Consider the following 21,319-nt stretch of genomic DNA (forward strand, 5'->3'; position numbering starts at 1 on the left):
CGTTCGATGCGCATTTGGCGGCCTAAAAAGTTGTTTTATTCCAACATGGATGTGCCTTCCTGGTGGTAGCGATGCCGGACGGCATGCTTGCGCCGCTACCCCGGCTTTCCGGTAGGATTGATGCACCCGGCCAAGCGCCATCTCCTGGAGTCTTCGTGCATTTTCTACTGACCTATGATCTGGCCCCCGACTATCTCGACCGCCGCGGTGAATTTCGCGACGCCCACCTGGCGCTGGCATGGGAAGCGCAGGAGCGTGGCGAACTGATTCTTGCCGGCGCCATGGCCGAGCCGGCCGACAAGGCCGTCCTCGTATTCGACTGCGAGACCGCGGAGCTGGTGCAGCTGTTCGCGGCGCGCGATCCGTACGTGCTCAATGGCCTCGTGCGCGCTTTTCATGTGCGCCAGTGGAATACGGTCGTGGGCGACCTGGCGACCAATCCCGTCCGGCCGGGGTGACCTTCATCCGACATTCAACTCGGCGCCCCATGAACATCGGGTAAGATTGCCCGCGTTTATCACCGCCGGGGAATGCAATGCAATCTGCTGTGAATCTGTGGCCACTGCTCGGCGTGGTCGTCATCGTGGTGGGGTTCGTGCTGCGCGCCAATCCGGTGCTGGTGGCCGTTGCCGCCTGCGGCGTGACGGGCGTTGCTGCCGCGATGTCGGTCATGACGCTGCTCGAAACGCTCGGCGCCGCCTTCCTCAAGACCCGCAACCTGCCACTGATCCTGCTGCTGCCGCTGGCCGCCATCGGCCTGCTCGAGCGCTTCGGCCTGCGTGACCGCGCCCAGGCCGCGATTGGCAAGGTACGCTCGGCCACCGCCGGGCGCCTGCTGATAGTCTACCTGTTCGCGCGCGAAAGCACGGCGGCGCTGGGCCTGACCAGCCTGGGCGGCCATCCGACGATGGTGCGCCCGCTGGTCGCGCCAATGGCCGAAGCGGCAGCCGAGGCGCAGCACGGCCCGCTGCCGGCGCGCATCCGCTACCGCATCCGCGCGATGTCGGCGGCCACCGACAATATCGGCCTGTTCTTCGGCGAAGACATCTTTGTGGCGTTCGGCGCCATCGTCCTGATGCACACGATCCTGCAGGCCGAAGGCATCGAGGTCAATCCGCTGCACATCGCGCTGTGGGGTATCCCGACGGCGATCACGGCATTCGTCATCCACGCCTGGAACCTGCGCCGCCTGGACGCCGAGATTGCCCGCGCTGTGCTGGACGAGAAGGGCGCCGCATGACGCTCTCGATCGATCATTTCTACATCCTCGTCGGCCTGCTGCTGGCGGCGGTGGCCATCATGAACCTGGTGGACCGCAGCAATCCGCGCCGGCTCACGACGGCCCTGTTCTGGGGCCTGTACGCGTTGCTGTACCTGGCGGGCGAAGCGCTGCCACTGGCGGCGGTCGGCGCGCTGATGATCGGCATGGCGCTGCTGGCCGGCTTTGGCGGCGTCAAGGCCGGCCAGCCGAAAGCGCTGGCGCCGGAAGCACGCCAGGCCAGCGCCGCGCGGCTGGGCAACCGCCTGTTCATCCCGGCGCTGCTGCTGCCACTGGTGACCGTTATCGGCGCCACCCTGCTGAAGGATGTGCAGCTGGGAAGCCTGCCGCTGCTCGACCCGGCCCACATCACGATCGTCAGCATGGGCTGCGGTGCCGTCGTGGCACTGATCGCCGCGTGCTGGCTCACGCGCGCCACGCCGCTGCAGGGCGTACGCGAAGCGCGCCGCCTCGTCGATGCGATGAGCTGGGCGGTCGTGCTGCCGCACATCCTGGCGGTGCTGGGCCTGCTGTTTTCCGAAGCGGGCGTGGGCAAGGCGGTGGCGCACCTGACGACGACCTATATCGGGCTGGACTCGGCGTTCATCGCGGTGGCCGTCTACTGCCTCGGCATGGCGCTGTTTACGATCGTGATGGGCAACGGCTTTGCCGCGTTTCCCGTGATGGCCGGTGGCGTCGGGATTCCGGTGCTGGTGGGGGTGTACGGCGCCAACCCGGCCGTGATGGCGGCGATCGGCATGTTCAGCGCCTATTGCGGTACCCTGATGACGCCGATGGCGGCCAACTTCAACATCGTGCCGGCGGCGCTGCTGGAGCTGCCCGACAAGAACGCCGTGATCCGGGCCCAGATCCCGAGTGCGCTGCCGATCCTGGTGGCGAATATCTTCCTGCTCTACTTTTTGATGAACCTGTGATGATCAAGACTGTTCTGCTGACGGGCTTCGAGCCGTTCAATGGCGCCACCATCAATCCGGCCTGGGAGGCGGTGCGCGCGCTGGAAGGCTGGCAGGGCGACGGCTTCCAGGTCGAGGTGCGCCAGTTGCCGTGCGTGTTCGGCGACGCCATTGAGGACCTGACGGCGCTGATCGACGAGCTGCATCCGGACGTCGTCATCGCGGTCGGTCAGGCGGGCGGGCGGCCCGATATCTCGGTCGAGCGGGTGGCGATCAATGTCGACGATGCGTCGATCCTGGACAACGGCGGGCAGCAGCCGGTCGATATGGCGATTGCCGCCGACGGCCCGGCCGCGTATTTCTCGACGCTGCCGATCAAGGCGATCGTGCACGCGCTGCGTGAACGGGGGCTGGTGGCGGGGGTCTCGCAGACGGCCGGTACATTCGTCTGCAACCACGTGTTCTATGGTTTGATGCACCACGCTTCGACCCAGCCGCAGCCGATCAAGGCGGGCTTTATCCACGTGCCGTTCCTGCCGGAGCAGGCGGCCGCGCGACCGGATGCGCCGCCATCGATGGCACTGGAGGACATTATCGCCGGGGTCAAGCTGGCGGTGGAAGTGACGCTCGGCGTCGACACCGACCTGCGCGAAGCAGGCGGCGCGACGCACTAACCTATCCTGAAAACCGTCGTTCCCGCGCAGGCGGGAACCCAAGTCATCAGCGCAGCGAGGGGTGTAATCGTTAGTGGCCCGGCGCGCACACTTGGGTTCCCGCCTTCGCGGGAACGACGCTGGTGTGGCGTACTGACGTGTACTGAAAACTGTCGTTCCCGCGCAGGCGGGAACCCAGGTCACTATCGCAGCCAAACGTGCAATCGATAGTGGCCCGGCGCGCACACTTGGGTTCCCGCCTTCGCGGGAACGACGCTCTAGTGGATTCCCGCCTTCGCGGTAACGACGATGGTGGATTACCGCAGCTTGATCGTGGTGACGGCCTTCTCGTCACGCAGCTCGAATGCTGCATCCTCGAAGCTCGGCGGACCGAAACGGCCACGGGCGTCGCGGCTGAATGCGTACGGTTCTTTCGGAATGCCCAGCACGTTGCGGTCGAGCTTGCCGTTGTCGTTCTCGTCCTGGTAGGACAGCACGGCCCACGAGCCGGTCGGCACGCCGTCAACCGTGACGACCGTCTCGCCCGCCTTGGCCGGGGCCGAGCCGGAATACGCGCAATCCTTCAGGAAGGTCGTCTTGTCGCACACGGCGACCAGTACCTTGCCCTTGGCCGTGACGCCCTGGACGCGTACTTCGATCGAGGCGGCCGAGGCGCTGCCTGCGGCGCAGAATGCTGCGGCGAGTGCTAAAGTACGGAAAGTCGATTGCATGGTTTCTCCAATGGTTCAATTGTTGGTGTATCGTGTTTGACCGCCTGCCGCCGTCGCTGCGCTACCGTGCGGGGCGGTCGCATGTTAGGCTGTCGGCATCCGCTTCCATGCCCGCCATCCCGTCAAGGCGCTTACTTCATTATGCTGCTCAACGCGCTCATCGTTCTCGCCACCATCGCCTTCATGGAACTGTTTTCCATCGTCGCGCACAAGTACATCATGCACGGCTTCGGCTGGGGCTGGCATCGCTCGCACCACGAGCCGCGCACCGGCTGGTTCGAAAAGAACGACCTGTACGCCGTCGTCTTTGCCGGCATCGCCATCGCCCTGATCTGGTTCGGCACGCGCGGTTACGGGCGCCTCGAATGGATCGGCGCCGGCATGACCGGCTACGGCTTGCTGTACTTTATCGCCCACGATGGCCTGGTGCACCAGCGCTGGCCGTTCCGCTACGTGCCGCGCAGCGGCTACTTCAAGCGCCTGTACCAGGCCCACCGCATGCACCATGCGGTCGAGGGCAAAGAGGGCGCCGTGTCGTTCGGTTTCCTGTACGCGCCGCCCGTCACCAAGCTCAAGCAGCAGTTGCAGGCCCAGCAGAACCAGCTGCGGGGTCCGCGCGGCCAGGCCGCTGCCACAGACCACGCCGCACAGGCAGCTCGCGACTAGACTGTAAACGCGAGGCCAGCGCCTGCAGCCCGCCCAGCGCGAGCAGGCGCAGCTTGGTCGCCTTCGACGTACCGACCCGCTTGTCCCAGGCGCGCGGTCCGCGCCGTTTCACTTCCACCCCGATCTGCCGGTACACATTGCGCGCCGTGGCAATCGCCCACGCCGAGCGCAGCGGCAATGCCGCCAGGCCAATCGACGCCGACGCGTAGTACGGCTCCGCATGGTCCACCAGGCGCGCGGCCACTGTCGCCAGCGCGGCCCGGTGGCGCGGCAGCGCGACCAGGTCCGGCTGGATGCCGGCCTCGATCAGCCACGCGTCCGGCACGTAGCAGCGGCCGATGGCTGCGTCGTCGATGATGTCGCGCGCGATATTCGTCAGCTGGAACGCGAGGCCCAGGTCGCAGGCCCGGTCGAGCACCGCGTCGTCGCGCGCGCCCATGATCGACGCCATCATCAGCCCGACGACGCCGGCCACGTGGTAGCAGTAGCGCAGCGTGTCGTCGATCGTGCGGTAGCGCGCCTCGTTCACGTCCATCGCGAAGCCGGCCAGGTGATCGTACGCATAGCGCGGCGCGATCGCGTGGCCCAGCGCCACTTCCTGGAACGCGGCAAACGCCGGATCACGCATCGGCTCGCCCTCGTAGGCGCGACGGGTGTTGTCGTACAGCCGGTCGAGTTCGAACGGCGCATCGTGCGTGACCTGGGCTGCCGGTGCGCTGGCAAAGCCCAGCTCCTGGCCGTCGACGACATCGTCGCAGTGGCGGCACCACGCATACAGCATCAGCACGGCGCGCCGCGTGGCCGGCGGGAACAGTTTGGCCGCCGCTGCAAAGCTCTTCGACCCGACCTCGATGGTCTGGGTCGCGTGCGCCATCAGGTTCTCGCCGGCCTGCGTCGTCATCGCAGCCCTCCGGCATGCGCTCCCGCGTTGACACCTTCGAGCATCAGGCCGGCCGTGGCCTTGGCCGAACCGATCACGCCCGGCACGCCCGCACCGGGGTGGGTGCCGGCGCCGACCAGGTACAGGTTCGGCAGTTCGGCGTCGCGGTTGTGCGGGCGGAACCAGGCGCTTTGCGTCAGGATCGGCTCGAGCGAGAAGGCCGAACCCACGTGCGCATTGAGCTCGTCGCGGAAGTCATTCGGCGTGAAGATGCGGCTCGTGACCAGCTGGCTGCGCAGCCCCGGCATGTAGCGTTGTTCGAGGTAGTCGAAGATGCGGTCGCGGTAGCGCGGCCCTTCGACGTCCCAGTCGATCGGTGCATTACCCAGGTGCGGCACCGGCGCGAGCACGTAGTGGCTGCCGCAGCCTGGTGGCGCCAGCGACGGGTCGGTCACGCAGGGCGCGTGCAGGTACAGCGAAAAGTCGTCGGCCAGCTTGTCGCTCTTGAAGATCTCGGTGATCAGGTCCTTGTAGCGCGCGCCGAAGCAGACCGTGTGGTGCTGCAACTGCTCATGGTGCTTGTTCAGGCCAAAGTAGATCACGAACAGCGAGTTGCTCCAGCGCTTCTTGCGCAGCGCGTCTCCCTGGCTGCTGCCGCGACCGTGGTTGCTCAGCAGGTTGGCATAGGTGTGCACGACGTCGGCATTCGACGCGACGGCGTCGGCCGGGAACCAGCGGCCGTCTTCCAGCCGCACGCCGCTGGCCAGGTTGCCGACGGTTTCGATGCGCGCCACCGGGGCGTTCAGTTCGAGCTTGCCGCCCATGTCCTGGAACAGGCGCACCAGGCCGTTGACGAGCGCGCCGGTGCCGCCGCGCGGGAACCAGACGCCCCAGCGCCGTTCCAGCGCGTGGATCAGCGTGTAGATCGAGCTGGTGGCAAAGGGATTCCCGCCCACCAGCAGCGAATGGAACGAGAAGGCCTGGCGCAGGTGGTCGTTCTTCACGAAGCGCGAGACCATGCTGTAGACGCTCTTCCACGCTTCAAGGCGCGCCAGTTTCGGGCCAGCGTTGATCATGTCGCGGAACGACAGGAACGGCACCGCGCCCAGCTTCAGGTAGCCCTCGTCGAACACGGCTTTCGAATAGGCGAGGAAACGCTGGTAGCCGGCCACGTCAGCCGGATTGAGGGCATGGATCTGGCGGTCGAGCGCTTCCTGGTCGTTCGCGTAGTCGAAGAAGGTGCCGTCTTCCCAGCACAGGCGGTAGAACGGCGTGACCGGCAGCATTTCGACGTAGTCGCCGATCTTCTTGCCGCACAGCGTGAACAGTTCTTCGATCGCGGTCGGATCCGTGATGACGGTCGGGCCGGCGTCGAAGGTGAAACCCTGGTCTTCGTAGACGTAGGCACGGCCGCCCGGTTTGTCGCGTTTTTCGAGCAGGGTGGTCTGCGTGCCGCCGGCCTGCAGCCGGATGGCCAGGGCCAGGCCACCGAAGCCGGCGCCGATCACGACGGCGCGCTTGGGTTCGATTTTCATCTGGTTCATTCGGAATTCCTGATCTGATGGGGTTGTGTCTTGCGAACGGCTGTAAACGCTTCCATGACCGGCACCGGCGGCTTGCCGGTCAACAGGCGCAGCTTGTCGGCGAATGTCAGGCGGCCGGCATAAAAGCGCGCGATCATCGGCGCGCCCAGGCGGTAAAAGCGCTGCATCACCTGCCAGCGGTGGTCGGGGCTGCCGGCCATGAACAGCATGCGGTTGAGCATGCGGAAAAAGCCCTGGCGCTGCCATTCCTCGCGTGCCTCGGTGCGGATCGCGGCAAACAGTGATTGTGCCGCAAATGGCGCGGCCAGGTCGGGCAGGGCCGCGATCCGTTCGGCCAGGCGCACGGCCACCGGCAGCGAATAGCCGGTCGTCTGGTGAAACAGGCCGGCGCGCAGGCCGACAGTGGGCTGGCCATCCAGCGCAGCCCAGAAGCGGTCGAAGTCGCCAGCCAGCACGATCGGCAACGAGCCCTGTTCTTCGCGCAGCACGTCGCGGATCTGCCAGCCGCGCCCGGCGGCGTAGGCGGCGATGTTGGCGCGCAGCCGCTCCGGTTCCCAGATGGCGCTGTCGACGTAATGGGTGTCTTCGATCAGCACGCGGTCGGGGCCGAACGGCAGCAGGTAGACGAAGCGGTAGCCGCCTTGCTGGGCCACGCTGGCGTCCATGATCACCGGCTGCGTCAAACCGTGCGGCGCATGCAGGCGCACTTCCTGGCCCAGAAAGGTCTGGTAGCCCAGCGCCAGATGCGGGCTGGCGCTGGGGCCGCGCCCGTCGATGACGGCGTGTGCATGCAGCAGCGTGCCATCGGCCAGGCGCACGCTGGTCGGCGTGACGGCGTCGATCCGCACGCCGGTGCGCAGCAGCGGGCCGAGGGCGGCTTCGATCGTGCGCGCAAAATCAGGCGAGGCGATGCTGGCGTATCCGCCATTCAAAGCGCGCGCATGCTCGGGGAACACGACGTCGTAACCGGGCCAGCGGTGCGAAACAAGCGGCGCGATCCAGCGCAGCTGGGCTGCGGTCAGGTCGCTGTCGTGGAATGACCAGGTATGGTTGCCGCCCAGGTGCCGGCCCTGTTCGAGCAGCAGGATGCGCAGTTCGGGGCGCTCGGTGTGCAGGCGCCAGGCGATCAGGCTGTTGGCCAGGCCGCCGCCGACCAGAATCAGGTCGTGGGCGATGCTGTCGCGGCTACTGTTGCTGCGCTCATCCATGGCTGGCCACCGCCGTTGGCAGGTGCAGTGCGGTCTCGATGATGTCGGCCGCGCGCGGCGCGCCACCGGCAACGCGGATCGCGTCGGAGAGTGGCGCCATGCGTGCCGCGAAATCCGGCTCGGCCAGCAGCCGGCGCAGCTTGCGCGTCAGGTCGGCCACGCTGCTCATGCGCGGCGAAGCGCGCAGGCCCACGCCGCTGTACTCAACGCGCGCGGCGCCGCCCGGGTGGTCGAAGGCAATCGGCAGCGCCAGGATCGGCGTGCGCGCCGCCACTGCTTCCATGATGGTGTTCGCGCCCGCGTGCGAGACGATCGCGTCGGCGCGCGCCAAGACGGCCAGTTGCGGCACGTAAGCATGCACGCGCGTGCTGCCGATCGCTTCGAGCGCGCGCACCTGCGCGTCATTCAGGCCGCCGCAATGAGCGATCAACAGGTCGGCATCGAGCTGCTTGCAAGCCTTGGCGATGCGCTTGAAGAGCGGGTAGCGGTCGCTCACCAGCGTGCCGAGCGACGCGTAGATGAACGGGCGCGTGCCCGACGTTGGCGGCAGGAACGGCGCCAGTTCTTGGGGGCTCAGGGCCGGCGCCACATTGGCCGCATGCAGCGGCCCGACATGGTGGAAGTGCGCCGGCAGTTCGCGGCGCGGGAAATCGAAGCCCGGCACGATCTGCGCGATCTGCGCCAGCGGCGACAGGCATTCGTGCAGCATGCTGCGTGGCGCCAGGCCAAGGCGCTGGGCTTCTGCCGCGATCGCGCGGTGGTGCGGCCCCATCATCCAGTCGTAGACGCGCGTGCTGCCTTCGACGATCTTGAAGGCACGCTCGCTGTCTTCGTAGACGAACGGCATCACCGGCAACGGGATGCCCGGCTCGCGATTGACGGGCAGGGCGCATGCGATCGAGATGAACGGCATGCCGATGCTTTCTGCGACCATGCCGCCGGCCGCTTCCATCTGATCGGCCAGCACGCAGTCGACCTGTAGTTCCTTCAGCGCAGCCGGCAGTTCGCGGCACAGCATTTCGGTGCTGGCCGCCATGTCGAGGATCACGCGGCGCAGGCCCAGCGGGCTGCCGGGATTGGCCACACGTGCGAGCATCGCAGGCAGCGAGCCGGCCGGATGGGTGGCTGCGCCGATGGCGTGAAAGCCGACGCGCGCATCTTTTACGTAGGCAGCAGCATCCGGGCGATGGATGAACGTGACTCGGTGGCTGCGCGCGACGAGTTCGCGCGCGAGCACCATCAGCGTGTTGAAGTGGCTATACAGGGCCGGAGCCACGACCGCGAAGTGCGCCATGCGAGGGTTGGTCAGATCAAGGATTCGATTCGGAAGTTCAGTTCAGGCGCAACTCGGCCAGCTGGGGGCTCGGGCGCAGTTCGCGCGGCTTGGCGGGTTCGGCGATGAAGCGCGCGCCCTTGACTTCCTTGGCGAACAGCGCGCCCATGAAGTGCCGCGTGCGGCCCTTGCCACCAATGGCAGCGCCCAGGCAGCGATCGGCCTCGATCAGGCAGGCCGACAGGCGGCGCTGCGCTTCGTCGAAGCCGAGCGTGTTGATCAGGGTGGCCTTGCCGATGTCCTTGCCGGTGTCCTTGCCCGTGATGGCGCTGTCGTTGCCGACGCCGTCCAGAAAATCATCCTTGATCTGGAACGCCTGGCCGGCCGCCAGCGCAAAGGCGCGCAGCTGCTGCGACACGCTCTCGTCGACGTGGCACATGATCGCCGCCATGTCGACTGCAACGCCCAGCAACAGGCCGGTCTTGAGTTCATTGGTGGTGGCAATCGCTTCGGGCGAGCGGGCGCCGCCGTGCAGGTCTTCGAACTGGCCGCGCACCAGGCCCTGGTCGCCCACCGTCTGCGCCAGCGTCGCGACGAGGCGCGCGCGCGTGGCCGGCTGGATATCCTGGGATTGCGACAGCACGCCAAAGGCGCGGCTGAGCAGGGCGACCGAGGCCAGGATGGCGACGTCTTCGCCGAACTGGATGTGAATTGCCGGTTTGCCGCGGCGCAGGCTGGCGTCATCCATGCACGGCAGGTCGTCGAGGATCAGCGACGCCGCGTGGACCAGTTCAACCGCGCAGGCCACGTCGATCAGTGCCGGGGAGGCGCAGCCGAGGTCGCGCGCCACCAGCATCACCAGCAGCGGACGCATGCGCTTGCCGGCCGACAGTGCCGACGTGCGCATGGCTTTCGCCAGGCTGTCGGACTGGCCGTTCGCGCTCAATAATTGTTCAATGCGGTCGTCGATCGCCGAGCGCAGCGTGTCGATGTCATCGAACACAGCGTCGTCGAATTTTTTCAGGCGGAGCCCGTCGTAGCGCGGCGTTGCTGTAGTCATACGAGCTCCTCTGGAAAATTGATGGTCTTGATAACTATCATACCGGACCCAAAGTTAAAAAATAATTAATTGGCCTCAATCGTGCGTAGTTTCCTGCCTAGAAATTATACACATGCATGCAAAAAGGCAATACATGGCGGGACAATCACGGTTCGATTGTTCACGCGGCTGGTGGATCAGGGAAAAGGATCTTCAAAAACGCCCGCACCACTGGCGCGTCGTCCTGCGCCGGGTAGCTGATATACAGGTTGGCCGACGGCGCATGCTCGTTAATTGGCAGGAAGCGCACGCCTGGCCAGCCGATGCGGCTCGTCGTTTCCGGCATCAGGGCCACGCCCAGGCCGGCCCCCACCATCGCCAGCAGCGTCTGCGGCTCGGCCGCTTCCTGGAAAATGGTCGGCTCAAAGCCCGCGTTTACGCAGCATTGCATCAGGTAGCGTGGCTCGGCCGACTGGTCCAGGTGCAGCGTCAGCATCGGCTCGCCGGCGATGTCGAGCAGCGAGATCGCATCGCGGCCCGCCAGTGGATGGCGCGCATTGACCGCCACGCAGAACTGCTCCCTGAAGCACAGCTCCTGGCGCAGGTTGGCGGCTTTCAGCACGTCCGGCTCGATGCGCGGCTCGCGCCAGAAGCCCACGTCGATCTGCTTGTTGCGCAGCGCCTCCCACTGGTCATTCGGCCCCAGTTCGTGGATCGTCCACGTCACGCGCGGGAAATCGGTCTGGAAGCGTTCGAGCAGGCCGGGAATCGGCCCCCACATCGCCGAGCCGACGATGCCCACGCGCAGCCGGCCCACCTGGCCGCGGTCGATCTGGCGGATGGTATCAATCGTCATGCGCATCCGGCCCAGCAGGTCGGCCGCCTCGACCATCAGCGCGCGCCCGGCCACGGTCAGCTCGAAGCTGCGCGTGGTGCGGGTAAACAGGCGCACGCCCAATTCGCTTTCGAGCTTCATGATCTGCTGCGACAGCGGTGGCTGCGAAATGTGCAGGCGTTCTGCGGCGCGGCTGAAGCTCTTTTCTTCAGCCACGGCCAGGAAGTACTTCAGTTGTTTCAGGTCGATCGACATGGGCGGCGACGCTGGCGACTCAGGCCGCGCGGTGGTTCAGCGCCACGGCCAGGCGCGCGCCGATCAGCGCGTTGTGCTTGACCAGCGCGATATTGGTGGCCAGGCTGCGGCCCTCCGTCAGCTCCTTGATGCGGCCCAGCAGGAACGGCGTGACCTTCTTGCCGGTCACGTTCTGGCTGGCCGCCTCGCCCAGTGCCTGCGTGATGATGGCGTCGATCTCGGCGGGCGCCATCGCGGCGTCGGCCGGTACCGGGTTGCTCACCACGACACCGCCGGCCAGGCCGAGCTGCCACTTGGTGCGGATGAACGCCGCCTGCTCTTCGGGCGAGTCGATCTGGAAGTCGGCCTGGAAGCCGCTCTCGCGCGTGAAGAAGGCGGGAAAGCCCGGCTGGCCGACGCTGATCACCGGCACGCCATGCGTTTCCAGGTATTCGAGCGTCAGGCCAATGTCGAGGATCGATTTGACGCCGGCGCAGACGACCGCCACGCTGGTCTGCGCCAGTTCCTGCAGGTCGGCCGAGATGTCGAAGCTCGTTTCGGCGCCGCGGTGCACGCCGCCGATGCCGCCGGTGACAAAGACTTCGATGCCGGCCACCTGCGCGCAGATCATCGTCGCGGCAACGGTGGTTGCGCCCAGACGGGCCTGCGCCAGCACGTAGGCCAGGTCGCGCCGGCTCACTTTCATTGCGTCCGGCGAAGCGCCCAGCAGTTCGAGCTGCTCGTCCGACAGGCCGATGCAGATCTTGCCGGCGATGACGGCGATCGTGGCAGGCACGGCGCCGGCGTCGCGGATGATCTGTTCGACTTCGCGCGCGGTGCGCACGTTCTGCGGGTACGGCATGCCGTGCGAGATGATGGTCGACTCGAGGGCGACGATCGGTTTGCCGGCGGTGCGGGCGGCGGCCACTTCGGGCGAGAGCAGGAGGAAGTTGTGCATGGGAGGTCTCTGGTTAATCAGTCATAGGGAGTTGGCGGTCGGCCGGTTCGTCGAGCAGGCCGGGCGCAATTTGCGGGCAGACGGTCTGCGCGCAGCCGATGGTCATGGCAGATAGCGCCAGGCCGCGACGGCAGGCCAGGTCGAGCGAGGCGGCGCCGCTGTACAGGCTCCAGCAGACGGCGGCGGCAAACGCGTCGCCGGCGCCGGTCACGTCGACCACGTCGACGACCGGTGCGGCCAGGCTGCGCAGGCCATCGGGCGTCGTGAACATGACGCCCTGCGCGCCGCGCGTGACGATCACGTCCTGCGCGCCGTCGGTTTGCAGGTCGGCGCAGGCGCGCGCGATCGCCGCCTCGCTGTCCATCGCGCGGCCAGCGCGTTCTGCCAGTTCGCCCAGGTTCAGAATCAACAGGCGCAGGCCGCGCAGGTCACGCGGCAGGCGGTTGATCTTCGGCTCGGACACGGCGACGACCACCATCGGCACGCCGCCCGTCAGCGCGTCGCCCAGCAACCCGGCCACGGCATCCTGCGGCAGGTTCAGGTCGGCCACGATCAGCGCGGCGCCGGCGCGCTGCGGCGCGCGGCTGGCAAAGAATGCGGGCGTGAGCGCGTTGTTGATCGCCATGTCGGCCAGCGCGACGCGCATTTCGCCATCTTCGTCCAGCACCGCTGTATAGGTGCCGCTGGCCGCGCCATCGACCAGCAGCACGCTGCGCGTGTCGATGCCCGCTTCGTCGGCATGCGCGAGCAGCGCGCGGCCCGAGGCATCCGGGCCGACTGCGGTGATGAGGCTCGTCGGGGCGCCCAGGCGCGCGAGGTTCTCAGCGATATTGCGCGCCACGCCGCCGAACGACTCGGTCTGGCGCGCCGGATTCGACGTGCCCAGGGCCAGCGGGCCCAGCGAGCGCAGCTTGCGGTCGAGGTTCGACGCGCCGATGCAGACGACGGGGCGGTGATCCGGCAGCACATAGGCGCGGCCCAGGATGCGCCGCTCACGGACGAGCGTGGCGATGTAGTTGGCCACGGCCGAACGCGAGAGGCCGAGGCGCGCCGCCAGGTCTTGCTGGGAGATGAAGGGGTTGGCGCGGATCAGCTCATACAACTGGTCTTTTTTGGGCATCGCTCGGCAAATGATTTAAACTTATGTCCGGCAATGCTAGACATTTGTCATGGCGCCGTCAACGTCGGCGTGATCCTGCTAATTTATCGCGAAAACATATAAATCGGGAAGAAAAAGTGTATTTGCCATACATATCGGCATTCATGCATAGTTATAATATTCAGCTGACCAGACGCCGCCGCGCCTGACAAGGCCGCGCCAGTCTCACTCCCATCCCCCGGAATCACCAGAACTTCACAAGGAATATCATGTCCAGCAATCTCCCGTTCGACGCCGCCGACATCATCCGCGCCCGCAAGCCGGGCTTCGCACCGCGCGTCGCGCTGATCCTCGGCTCCGGACTGGGTGTGCTGGCCGAACAGATGACGGACGCTGTGTCGATCAGCTACGCCGACCTGCCGGGCTTCCCGATCAGCACCGTGCACGGCCACGCCGGTGAGCTGGTGCTGGGCGAACTGGCCGGCGTGCCGGTCGCCTGCATGAAGGGCCGCGGCCACTTCTACGAAGGCTACGGTCCGGGCGTGATGACCAACGCCGTGCGCACCCTCAAGCAGATCGGCTGCGAACTGCTGTTCGTGACCAACGCCGCCGGCTCGCTGAACATCGAAGCCGATGCCGGCTCGCTGGTCGCGATCACCGACCATATCAACTTCCTGCCGGGCAGCCCGATGTCGGGCCCGAACGACGAGCGCTTCGGTCCGCGCTTCTTCAGCATGTCCAATGCGTATGACGCCGAAACGCGCGAGCAGGTCAAGGCCGTCGCCAAAGAGAAGGGCATCGTGCTGAACGAAGGCGTGTACCTGGCCGCAGCCGGCCCGCACTTCGAGACCGTCGCTGAAATCCGCGCCTTCAAGACGCTGGGCGCCGATGTCGTCGGCATGTCGCTGATCCCCGAAGTGATCGCGGCGCGCCACTGCGGCCTGAAAGTGACGGCCGTTTCGGCAATCACGAACCTGGCCGAAGGCCTGTCGCCGTTCGCGCTGTCGCACGAGCAGACCCTGAAGTACGCGGCGATCGCGGCCAAGGACATGGTCACGCTGATCCACGCGTATATCGAGCGCCTTGGTTCGACCCCACGCGCAGACGCTTAATCACACTTACCGAAAGCGAGCGATCCAATGTCCCGTGCATTCATCCTCCTGCTGGACTCCTTTGGCCTGGGCGCGCTGCCCGACGCCGACAAATATGGCGACATCGATGCCAACACCTTCGGCCACATCGCCGAATGGGCCGCAAAGGAAGGCAAGCCGATGGCGCTGCCGAACCTCGAGCGCCTCGGCCTGGGCGCGGCCGGCCACAAGGCCAGCGGCGAATGGGCGCCGGGCTTCAGCCAGCGCGACGGTTTCACCGGCGCCTGGGGCATCGCGCGCGAACAGTCGACCGGCAAGGACACGCAGAGCGGCCACTGGGAAATCGCCGGCGTGCCGGTGCTGTTCGACTGGGGTTACTTCCCGAAGACCGTGCCGTCGTTCCCGAAGGAGCTCACTGACAAGCTGCAGGAACTGACCGGCGTGCCGGGCTGGCTGGCCAACTGCCACGCGTCGGGCACCACCGTCATCAACGACTTCGGCGATGAACACGTCGCCAGCGGCAAGCCGATCCTGTACACGTCGGCCGACTCGGTGCTGCAGATCGCTGCGCACGAAGAGCACTTCGGTCTGGAGCGCCTGTACGCCGTCTGCGAAGCGGCCTATGAACTGGTCAAGCCGTACAACATCGGCCGCGTGATCGCGCGTCCGTTCACGGGTGCCAACGGCGACTACAAGCGCACGTCGAACCGCCACGACTACGCGGTGCCGCCGGTCGCGCCGACGCTGCTGGATCACGTCAAGGACGCGGGCGGCGACGTCTTCGCGCTTGGCAAGATCAGCGACATCTATGCAGGGCAGGGCGTCACGCGCCTGATCAAGGGCCCGGACAATATGGCGCTGTTCGACCGCCTGCTGGAAGTGGCCGACGAAGCGGGCGACAAGTCGCTCACGTTCGTCAACTTCGTCGACTTCGACATGCACTTCGGCCACCGCCGCGACGTCGCCGGCTACGCCAATGCGCTGCACGAACTGGACGCGCGCCTTCCGGAATTCATGGCCAAGCTGAAGGACGGCGACCTGGTCGTACTCACGGCCGACCACGGGTGCGACCCGACCGCGCCGGGTTCGGACCATACCCGCGAATACATCCCGATGATCTTCTTCGGCCCGAACGTCGCGCCGCAAGAGCTGCCAGTGGCAGACACGTTCTCGGACATCGGCGCCACGCTGGCGAAACACCTCGGCGTCAAACCACTTTCGAACGGAATCGCACAGCTATGAGCCAGCCGCTGGACTTCAAACGCAACGTCGCCATGGACCTGGACCTTGGCCTGATCAACAGCCTCAAGGTGAATCGCAACGCGGCTGACCGCCGCGCCGCGAGCCTCGCGAACCGCCGCACGGTGAAGAAGGAATACCAGGCCGCGTGGCTGGTGCGCGCGATCGAGTGCATGGACCTGACCACGCTGTCGGGCGACGATACGCCGGGCCGCGTCGAGCGCCTGTGCATGAAGGCGATGCGCCCGCTGCGCGCCGACCTGATGCAGGCGCTGGGTCTCGAGACCCTGAGTACGGGTGCCGTTTGCGTGTACCACGAAATGATCACGCCGGCCGTCAAGGTCCTGCAGGGCCGCTTGCCGATCGCCGCGGTGTCCACGGCATTCCCGGCCGGCCTGTCGAGCATGGAAACCAAGCTGCGCGAGATCGAACTGTCGGTCGCTGCCGGCGCCACCGAAATCGACATCGTCATCACGCGCCAGCACGTCCTGCTCGGCAACTGGCAGGCGCTGTACGACGAGATGGTCGCGTACCGCCAGGCTTGCGGCGACGCGCACGTCAAAGCCATCCTGGCCACGGGCGATCTGGTCACGCTAGAAAACGTGGCGAAAGCCTCGTGGGTCTGCATGATGGCCGGTGCGGACTTCATCAAGACCTCGACCGGCAAGGAAGGCGTGAACGCCACCATCCCGGTGTCGCTGGTAATGGTGCGCGCGATTCGCGACTACCACGAACTGACCGGTTTCCAGGTCGGCTACAAGCCGGCCGGCGGCGTCTCGACCGCCAAGTCGGCGCTGCAATACCTGACCGTGATGAAGGAAGAACTGGGCAACGACTGGCTGCAGCCGCACCTGTTCCGCATCGGTGCATCGAGCCTGCTGACCGACATCGAACGCCAGCTCGAGCACTACGTGACCGGGAACTACTCGGCCGCCCATCGTCACGCGCAACCTTAAATCCGGATACGTCATGCCAACAATTAAAGAGATTCTTCAGACCATGGACTACGGCCCCGCTCTCGAGACCACCAAGGAAGCGCACGCATGGCTGGACGGTCACGAGCGCCGCTTCGGCCTCTTCATCGACAACGCCTGGAGCGACGCCGGTGACACGTTCGCCACGACCAATCCGGCCGATGGCGTCGAACTGGCACAGGTCACGCAGGCGACGAATGACGATGTCGAACGCGCCGTCGCAGCCGCGCGCCGTGCGCAGCCGGGCTGGGTCGCGCTGGGTGGCCATGGCCGCGCCAGGATCATGTACGCGCTGTCGCGCCTGCTGCAAAAGCATGCGCGCCTGTTCGCGGTGCTCGAAACGCTCGACAACGGCAAGACGATCCGCGAAACGCGCGACGCCGACCTGCCGCTCGTGGCCCGTCATTTTTATCATCACGCCGGCTGGGCGCAGTTGCAGGCCGAAGAATTCGCCGATTACCGCGCCGTCGGTGTCGTCGGCCAGATCGTGCCGTGGAACTTCCCGCTGTTGATGTTGGCGTGGAAGATCGCGCCGGCGCTGGCGGCCGGTAACACGGTGGTGTTCAAGCCGGCCGAGTACACGCCGCTGACCGCCTTGCTGTTTGCCGAACTCTGCCAGCGCGCTGGTGTGCCGGCTGGTGTCGTCAATATCGTCACCGGCGATGGCCGTGTGGGCGAGGCGATCGTCAATCATCCGGGCATCGACAAGATCGCGTTCACGGGCTCGACCGAAGTGGGTCGCCTGATCCGCAAGTCGACCGCCGGCAGCGGCAAGAAGCTGTCGCTCGAATTGGGCGGCAAGTCGCCGTTCATCGTGTTCGACGACGCTGACCTGGACGCCGCCGTCGAAGGCCTGGTCGACTCGATCTGGTTCAACCAGGGCCAGGTCTGCTGCGCCGGTTCGCGCCTCCTGGTGCAAGAGTCGGTGTACGAGCGCTTCATCAAGAAGGTCAAGGCGCGCATGGAAACGCTGCGCGTCGGTTCGCCACTGGACAAGTCGAACGACATCGGCGCACTGGTCGATCCGGTGCAGCAGCAGCGCATCCACGGTCTGGTGGAATCGGCCCGCGCCGAAGGCTGCGAAGTCTGGCAACCGGCCGGTGAGCTGTCGACGTCCGGTTCGTGGTACCTGCCAACCCTGATCACGGGCGCGTCGACGTCGGCCGCCGTGGCGCAGGCCGAAATCTTCGGGCCGGTGCTGGTGGCGATGAGCTTCCGCACCCCGGCCGAAGCCGTGCAACTGGCGAACAACACCGTCTACGGCCTGGCCGCCTGCGTCTGGAGCGAGTCGATCAGCCTGGCGCTGGACGTCGTCCCGCAGATCAAGGCCGGCGTGGTCTGGATCAACACGGCCAACCAGTTCGATGCAGGCTGCGGTTTTGGCGGCTACAAGGAATCGGGCTACGGCCGCGAGGGCGGCAAGGAAGGCATGTACGAGTACCTGACGCCGTTGTCGGAAGACGCGCGGCCTGCCGCGCCGGTGATTGCCGCGAAGGGCGCAGTGAAAGCAGCGGACGCCGACAGCCCGTTCGCGATCGACCGTACCGCCAAGCTGTACATCGGCGGCAAGCAGGCGCGCCCTGACGGCGCCTACAGCCGTGCGATCAATGGCGCGAACGGCGCCTTCCTGGCCGACATCGGCGAAGGCAGCCGCAAGGACATCCGCAACGCCGTCGAAGCGGCGCACAAGGCGGCCGGCTGGGCCAAGGCCACCGCGCACAACCGCGCGCAGGTGCTGTACTACATCGCCGAGAACCTGGCGATCCGCGCCGACGAATTCGCCGCGCGCATTGCGCAGCAGACCGGCTCGAACGACGCCGTGCGCGAAGTGGCAGCCTCGGTCGAGCGCCTGTTCTACTGGGCCGCGTGGGCCGACAAGTACGACGGCCAGGTGCACCAGCCGCCGATGCACGGCATCACCGTGGCGCTGAACGAGCCCGTGGGCGTGATCGGCATCGTGTGCCCGAACGAGAACCCGCTGCTGGGCTTCATCTCGCTGGTCGCCCCGGCGCTGGCGCTGGGCAACCGCGTGGTGGCGGTGCCGTCGGAACAGCATCCGCTGTCGGCGATCGACCTGTACCAGGTACTCGATACGTCGGACCTGCCGGGTGGGGCGCTCAATATCGTCACCGGTTCGGCCGACGAACTGGCACGCACGCTGGCCTCGCACGGCGAGATCGATGCCGTGTGGCGCCATGACGGTTCTGCCGAGGGGTGCGCCGAAGTCGAGCGCCTGTCGAGCGAGACGCTCAAGCGCACCTGGACCGGCGGCGCGAAAGGGCGCGACTGGTTCGATCCGAAGCAGGCCGGTGGCCGCGTCGTGCTGCAGCATGCGAGCCAGGTGAAGAACGTCTGGATTCCATACGGCGTTTAAAGAAGCCAAGTACGGAAAATATCCGCCACATTAAAACAACGTCATTCCCGCGCAGGCGGGAATCCAGGTAAGTTCGCGATGACGCACACCTGGGTTCCCGCCTCCGCGGGAATGACGGTTTTCAGGTCAACAATTCATAGAGACGTCCCCATGTTCCTCCCCCAAGAAATCATCCGCAAAAAACGCGATGGCGGCATCCTGTCGGCCGAAGAGATCCGGTTTTTTGTCCGTGGCATTCCTGACGGCAGCGTCACCGAAGGCCAGATCGCCGCGCTCGCGATGGCGGTCTACTTCAACGACATGACGATGGATGAACGCGTCGCTTTCACGCTGGCGATGCGCGACTCGGGCCAGGTCATGGAGTGGAAGTCGCTGGACCTGCCAGGCCCGGTCGTCGACAAGCACTCGACCGGCGGCGTCGGCGACGTCGTCTCGCTGATGCTTGGCCCGATGATCGCAGCCTGCGGCGGCTTCGTGCCGATGATCTCGGGCCGGGGCCTGGGCCACACCGGTGGCACGCTCGACAAGTTCGATGCGATCCCCGGCTACAGCACCGTGCCCGACCCGGACACCTTCCGCAAGGTGGTGAAAGACGTGGGTGTCGCCATCATCGGCCAGACCGCCCAGCTGGCGCCGGCCGACAAGCGCTTCTACAGCATCCGCGACACCACGGCGACCGTCGAATCGGTGGCGATGATCACCGGCTCGATCCTGTCGAAGAAGCTGTCGGCGGGTCTCGATGCGCTGGTGATGGACGTGAAAGTGGGCAGCGGCGCCTTCATGCCGACGGCGGAAAAATCGCTGGAACTGGCCGAATCCATTGTCAGCGTCGGCAACGGCGCCGGCACCCGCACCTCGGCCATCCTGACCGGCATGAACGAGTCGCTGTGCCACGCGGCCGGCAATGCAGTGGAAGTGCGCGTCGCGATCGATTACCTGACCGGCAAGGCGCGCCCGGCACGCCTGCACGAAGTGACGATGGCGCTGTGCGCCGAAATGCTGGTGATTTCGGGCCTGGCGGGCACGGACGCGGAAGCACGCGCCAAACTGCAGACCGCACTCGATTCGGGCGAAGCGGCCGAGCGCTTCGCGCGCATGGTCACGGCACTGGGCGGCCCGGCCGACCTGATGGACAAGCCGGACGCGCACCTGGAAACGGCGCCCGTCATCGTGCCGGCACCAGCCCTGCAGGCCGGCTACGCCGTCTCGGTCGATACCCGTGGCCTTGGCCTGGCGGTCGTTGCGCTGGGCGGCGGTCGTGTGCGGCCGCAGGACAGCATCGACTTCGCCGTGGGCCTGACCGGCCTGGTTGAACTGGGTGACCAGATCGCCGTCGGCCAGCCGCTGGCGATGGTGCATGCACGTTCGCCCGAGGCGGCCGCGCAGGCCGTGCGCCAGGTGCAGGCGGCTTACCGGATCGGCGATACCCAGCCGGCTGCCGAGCCAATGATTCACCGCTTCGTTCGTCCTTGAGAGACTCACCCATGACCTATGCAAAACTGATCGACGAAGCGCGCGCCGCGCGCGAACTGGCCTACGCGCCGTATTCCAAATTCCAGGTGGGCGCAGCGCTGGAATGCAAGGATGGCCGCATTTTCCGTGGCTGCAATGTGGAAAACGCCGCCTACGGCCTGTGCAATTGTGCCGAGCGTACGGCATTCTTCAGTGCCATTGCCAACGGCTACAAGCCGGGCGACTTCGCGGCGCTGGCCGTGATCGGCCAGACCGAAGGCCCGATCGCGCCATGCGGCGCCTGCCGGCAAGTGATCCTGGAACTGGGCGGCAATGAGCTGCCGGTGATCCTGACCAATCTGACCGGGGCCATGTTCGAGACGACGGCAGCGGCGCAGTTGCCGAATGCCTTTGGTGGGCAGGACCTGCAGTCCTAAAGGAAAGTGTTCATGGCGCGCAGAAACGTCTGCGTGCCATGGTGGCAGCGTCGATCAATCAGCCCTTGTAATCGCGAGGTTGAGCACAAAGTGATTACATATACACACTGAATTGGAGCCTGCCATGAAAAAATTGATCGTTCTACTCAGCGGCGTCGTCATTGCGGCAAGTGCCGCAGCCCAGACCACCCCGACCACGCCGCAGCCGGCCAAGGCAGGCATGGCTGACCGCCAGGCGCCGGTAACGGGTAATGCAGACAAGCGCGCCAACCCGGCGGCAGAGCCGGAAGACAGCGCGAATTCGGTCTCGACGGATTTCCAGGGCAGCAGCAAGCAGGAAGCCACGTCGGCAGGGATGGGCCAGCCGAAGAAGCAGACCGAGCGTACCTCGAGCGCGACCCGGACCGGGACCGCCACCCAGGACGTCGAAGACAAGACCAAGAAGTAATCCAGCATCGGA

Annotated in this window: 21 protein-coding genes; 12 read left to right on the plus strand and 9 right to left on the minus strand. The window is 66.2% G+C overall.

Translation table 11 applies throughout. The features are described from left to right. Positions 1–155 precede the first annotated feature (155 nt). The 4 genes from AC56LN_RS15335 (at position 156) to pcp (ending at position 2,846) form a co-directional block, all read left to right on the plus strand. Positions 156–458 carry a YciI-like protein gene (locus AC56LN_RS15335; RefSeq protein ID WP_499572944.1) on the plus strand — a complete coding sequence of 101 codons (303 nt, stop codon included), beginning with the start codon at positions 156–158 and terminating at the stop codon, positions 456–458. A gap of 77 nt (positions 459–535) precedes the next feature. Further along, on the plus strand, positions 536–1,240 hold the full coding sequence (locus AC56LN_RS15340) for a DUF969 domain-containing protein (RefSeq protein ID WP_482897551.1): 705 nt from the start codon (positions 536–538) through the stop codon (positions 1,238–1,240). Continuing rightward, on the plus strand, positions 1,237–2,193 hold the full coding sequence (locus AC56LN_RS15345) for a DUF979 domain-containing protein (protein WP_499572946.1): 957 nt from the start codon (positions 1,237–1,239) through the stop codon (positions 2,191–2,193). The genes AC56LN_RS15340 and AC56LN_RS15345 overlap by 4 nt, the downstream gene beginning before the upstream one ends. Then, positions 2,193–2,846 (plus strand): pyroglutamyl-peptidase I, encoded by a 654-nt coding sequence (pcp, locus tag AC56LN_RS15350; protein WP_499572947.1) that lies wholly within the window; start codon positions 2,193–2,195, stop codon positions 2,844–2,846. Before AC56LN_RS15345 ends, pcp begins: the two co-directional genes overlap by 1 nt. 296 nt (positions 2,847–3,142) lie before the next feature. Here the strand turns inward: pcp and AC56LN_RS15355 are convergent, their stop codons facing one another. Next, on the minus strand, positions 3,143–3,556 hold the full coding sequence (locus tag AC56LN_RS15355; RefSeq protein ID WP_183557394.1) for a DUF2141 domain-containing protein: 414 nt from the start codon (positions 3,554–3,556) through the stop codon (positions 3,143–3,145). Positions 3,557–3,697: 141 nt separating this feature from the next. Between AC56LN_RS15355 and AC56LN_RS15360 the strand changes: the two genes are divergently transcribed. Further along, positions 3,698–4,222, plus strand: coding sequence for a sterol desaturase family protein (locus AC56LN_RS15360; protein WP_499572949.1), 525 nt, complete (start codon positions 3,698–3,700; stop codon positions 4,220–4,222). Here AC56LN_RS15360 and crtB read toward each other — a convergent pair. The 8 genes from crtB to AC56LN_RS15400 all read right to left on the minus strand — a co-directional run bounded on the left by crtB (position 4,128) and on the right by AC56LN_RS15400 (position 13,313). Beyond that, positions 4,128–5,123, minus strand: a complete 996-nt coding sequence (gene crtB / locus AC56LN_RS15365) for a 15-cis-phytoene synthase CrtB (protein ID WP_499572951.1) — start codon at positions 5,121–5,123, stop codon at positions 4,128–4,130. The two genes, AC56LN_RS15360 and crtB, sit on opposite strands and share 95 nt — an antisense overlap. After that, positions 5,120–6,646, minus strand: coding sequence for a phytoene desaturase (locus AC56LN_RS15370; protein ID WP_482897556.1), 1,527 nt, complete (start codon positions 6,644–6,646; stop codon positions 5,120–5,122). The genes crtB and AC56LN_RS15370 overlap by 4 nt, the downstream gene beginning before the upstream one ends. Continuing rightward, the gene (gene crtY / locus AC56LN_RS15375; RefSeq protein WP_499572953.1) at positions 6,643–7,854 is read right to left on the minus strand and encodes a lycopene beta-cyclase CrtY; all 1,212 of its coding nucleotides are present in this window, start codon (positions 7,852–7,854) and stop codon (positions 6,643–6,645) included. Before crtY ends, AC56LN_RS15370 begins: the two co-directional genes overlap by 4 nt. Next, positions 7,847–9,148 (minus strand): glycosyltransferase, encoded by a 1,302-nt coding sequence (locus tag AC56LN_RS15380; protein WP_499572955.1) that lies wholly within the window; start codon positions 9,146–9,148, stop codon positions 7,847–7,849. The genes crtY and AC56LN_RS15380 overlap by 8 nt, the downstream gene beginning before the upstream one ends. Positions 9,149–9,185: 37 nt before the next feature. After that, the gene (locus tag AC56LN_RS15385; RefSeq protein WP_499572957.1) at positions 9,186–10,187 is read right to left on the minus strand and encodes a polyprenyl synthetase family protein; all 1,002 of its coding nucleotides are present in this window, start codon (positions 10,185–10,187) and stop codon (positions 9,186–9,188) included. Positions 10,188–10,347: 160 nt separating this feature from the next. Further along, positions 10,348–11,256, minus strand: coding sequence for a LysR family transcriptional regulator (locus AC56LN_RS15390; RefSeq protein ID WP_499572959.1), 909 nt, complete (start codon positions 11,254–11,256; stop codon positions 10,348–10,350). Positions 11,257–11,275: 19 nt separating this feature from the next. Continuing rightward, entirely contained in the window at positions 11,276–12,193 is a 918-nt protein-coding gene (locus AC56LN_RS15395) for a pseudouridine-5'-phosphate glycosidase (protein ID WP_499572961.1), read from the minus strand. A 13-nt stretch (positions 12,194–12,206) separates the two neighbouring features. After that, a complete protein-coding gene (locus AC56LN_RS15400) occupies positions 12,207–13,313 on the minus strand; it encodes a carbohydrate kinase (RefSeq protein WP_499572963.1) in 1,107 nt (368 codons plus the stop codon). Positions 13,314–13,561: 248 nt separating this feature from the next. Between AC56LN_RS15400 and xapA the strand changes: the two genes are divergently transcribed. From xapA to AC56LN_RS15435, 7 genes are all read left to right on the plus strand, one after another. Next, positions 13,562–14,404, plus strand: a complete 843-nt coding sequence (gene xapA / locus AC56LN_RS15405; RefSeq protein WP_258836453.1) for a xanthosine phosphorylase — start codon at positions 13,562–13,564, stop codon at positions 14,402–14,404. A gap of 27 nt (positions 14,405–14,431) precedes the next feature. Further along, positions 14,432–15,625: a phosphopentomutase gene (locus AC56LN_RS15410; protein ID WP_499572965.1), complete on the plus strand. Its 1,194-nt coding sequence runs from the start codon at positions 14,432–14,434 to the stop codon at positions 15,623–15,625. After that, positions 15,622–16,578, plus strand: coding sequence for a deoxyribose-phosphate aldolase (gene deoC, locus AC56LN_RS15415; protein WP_258836451.1), 957 nt, complete (start codon positions 15,622–15,624; stop codon positions 16,576–16,578). The genes AC56LN_RS15410 and deoC overlap by 4 nt, the downstream gene beginning before the upstream one ends. A gap of 13 nt (positions 16,579–16,591) precedes the next feature. Continuing rightward, complete coding sequence (locus tag AC56LN_RS15420; protein WP_499572967.1) at positions 16,592–18,970, plus strand: aldehyde dehydrogenase family protein; 2,379 nt, start codon at positions 16,592–16,594, stop codon at positions 18,968–18,970. Positions 18,971–19,120: 150 nt separating this feature from the next. Continuing rightward, complete coding sequence (gene deoA, locus AC56LN_RS15425; RefSeq protein WP_499572969.1) at positions 19,121–20,443, plus strand: thymidine phosphorylase; 1,323 nt, start codon at positions 19,121–19,123, stop codon at positions 20,441–20,443. Positions 20,444–20,454: 11 nt separating this feature from the next. Continuing rightward, on the plus strand, positions 20,455–20,859 hold the full coding sequence (locus tag AC56LN_RS15430; RefSeq protein WP_499572971.1) for a cytidine deaminase: 405 nt from the start codon (positions 20,455–20,457) through the stop codon (positions 20,857–20,859). A gap of 124 nt (positions 20,860–20,983) precedes the next feature. After that, positions 20,984–21,307: a hypothetical protein gene (locus AC56LN_RS15435; RefSeq protein ID WP_499572972.1), complete on the plus strand. Its 324-nt coding sequence runs from the start codon at positions 20,984–20,986 to the stop codon at positions 21,305–21,307. The last annotated feature ends 12 nt before the right edge of the window (positions 21,308–21,319 follow it).

Source organism: Telluria sp. ZT3P26, from assembly GCF_059686035.1.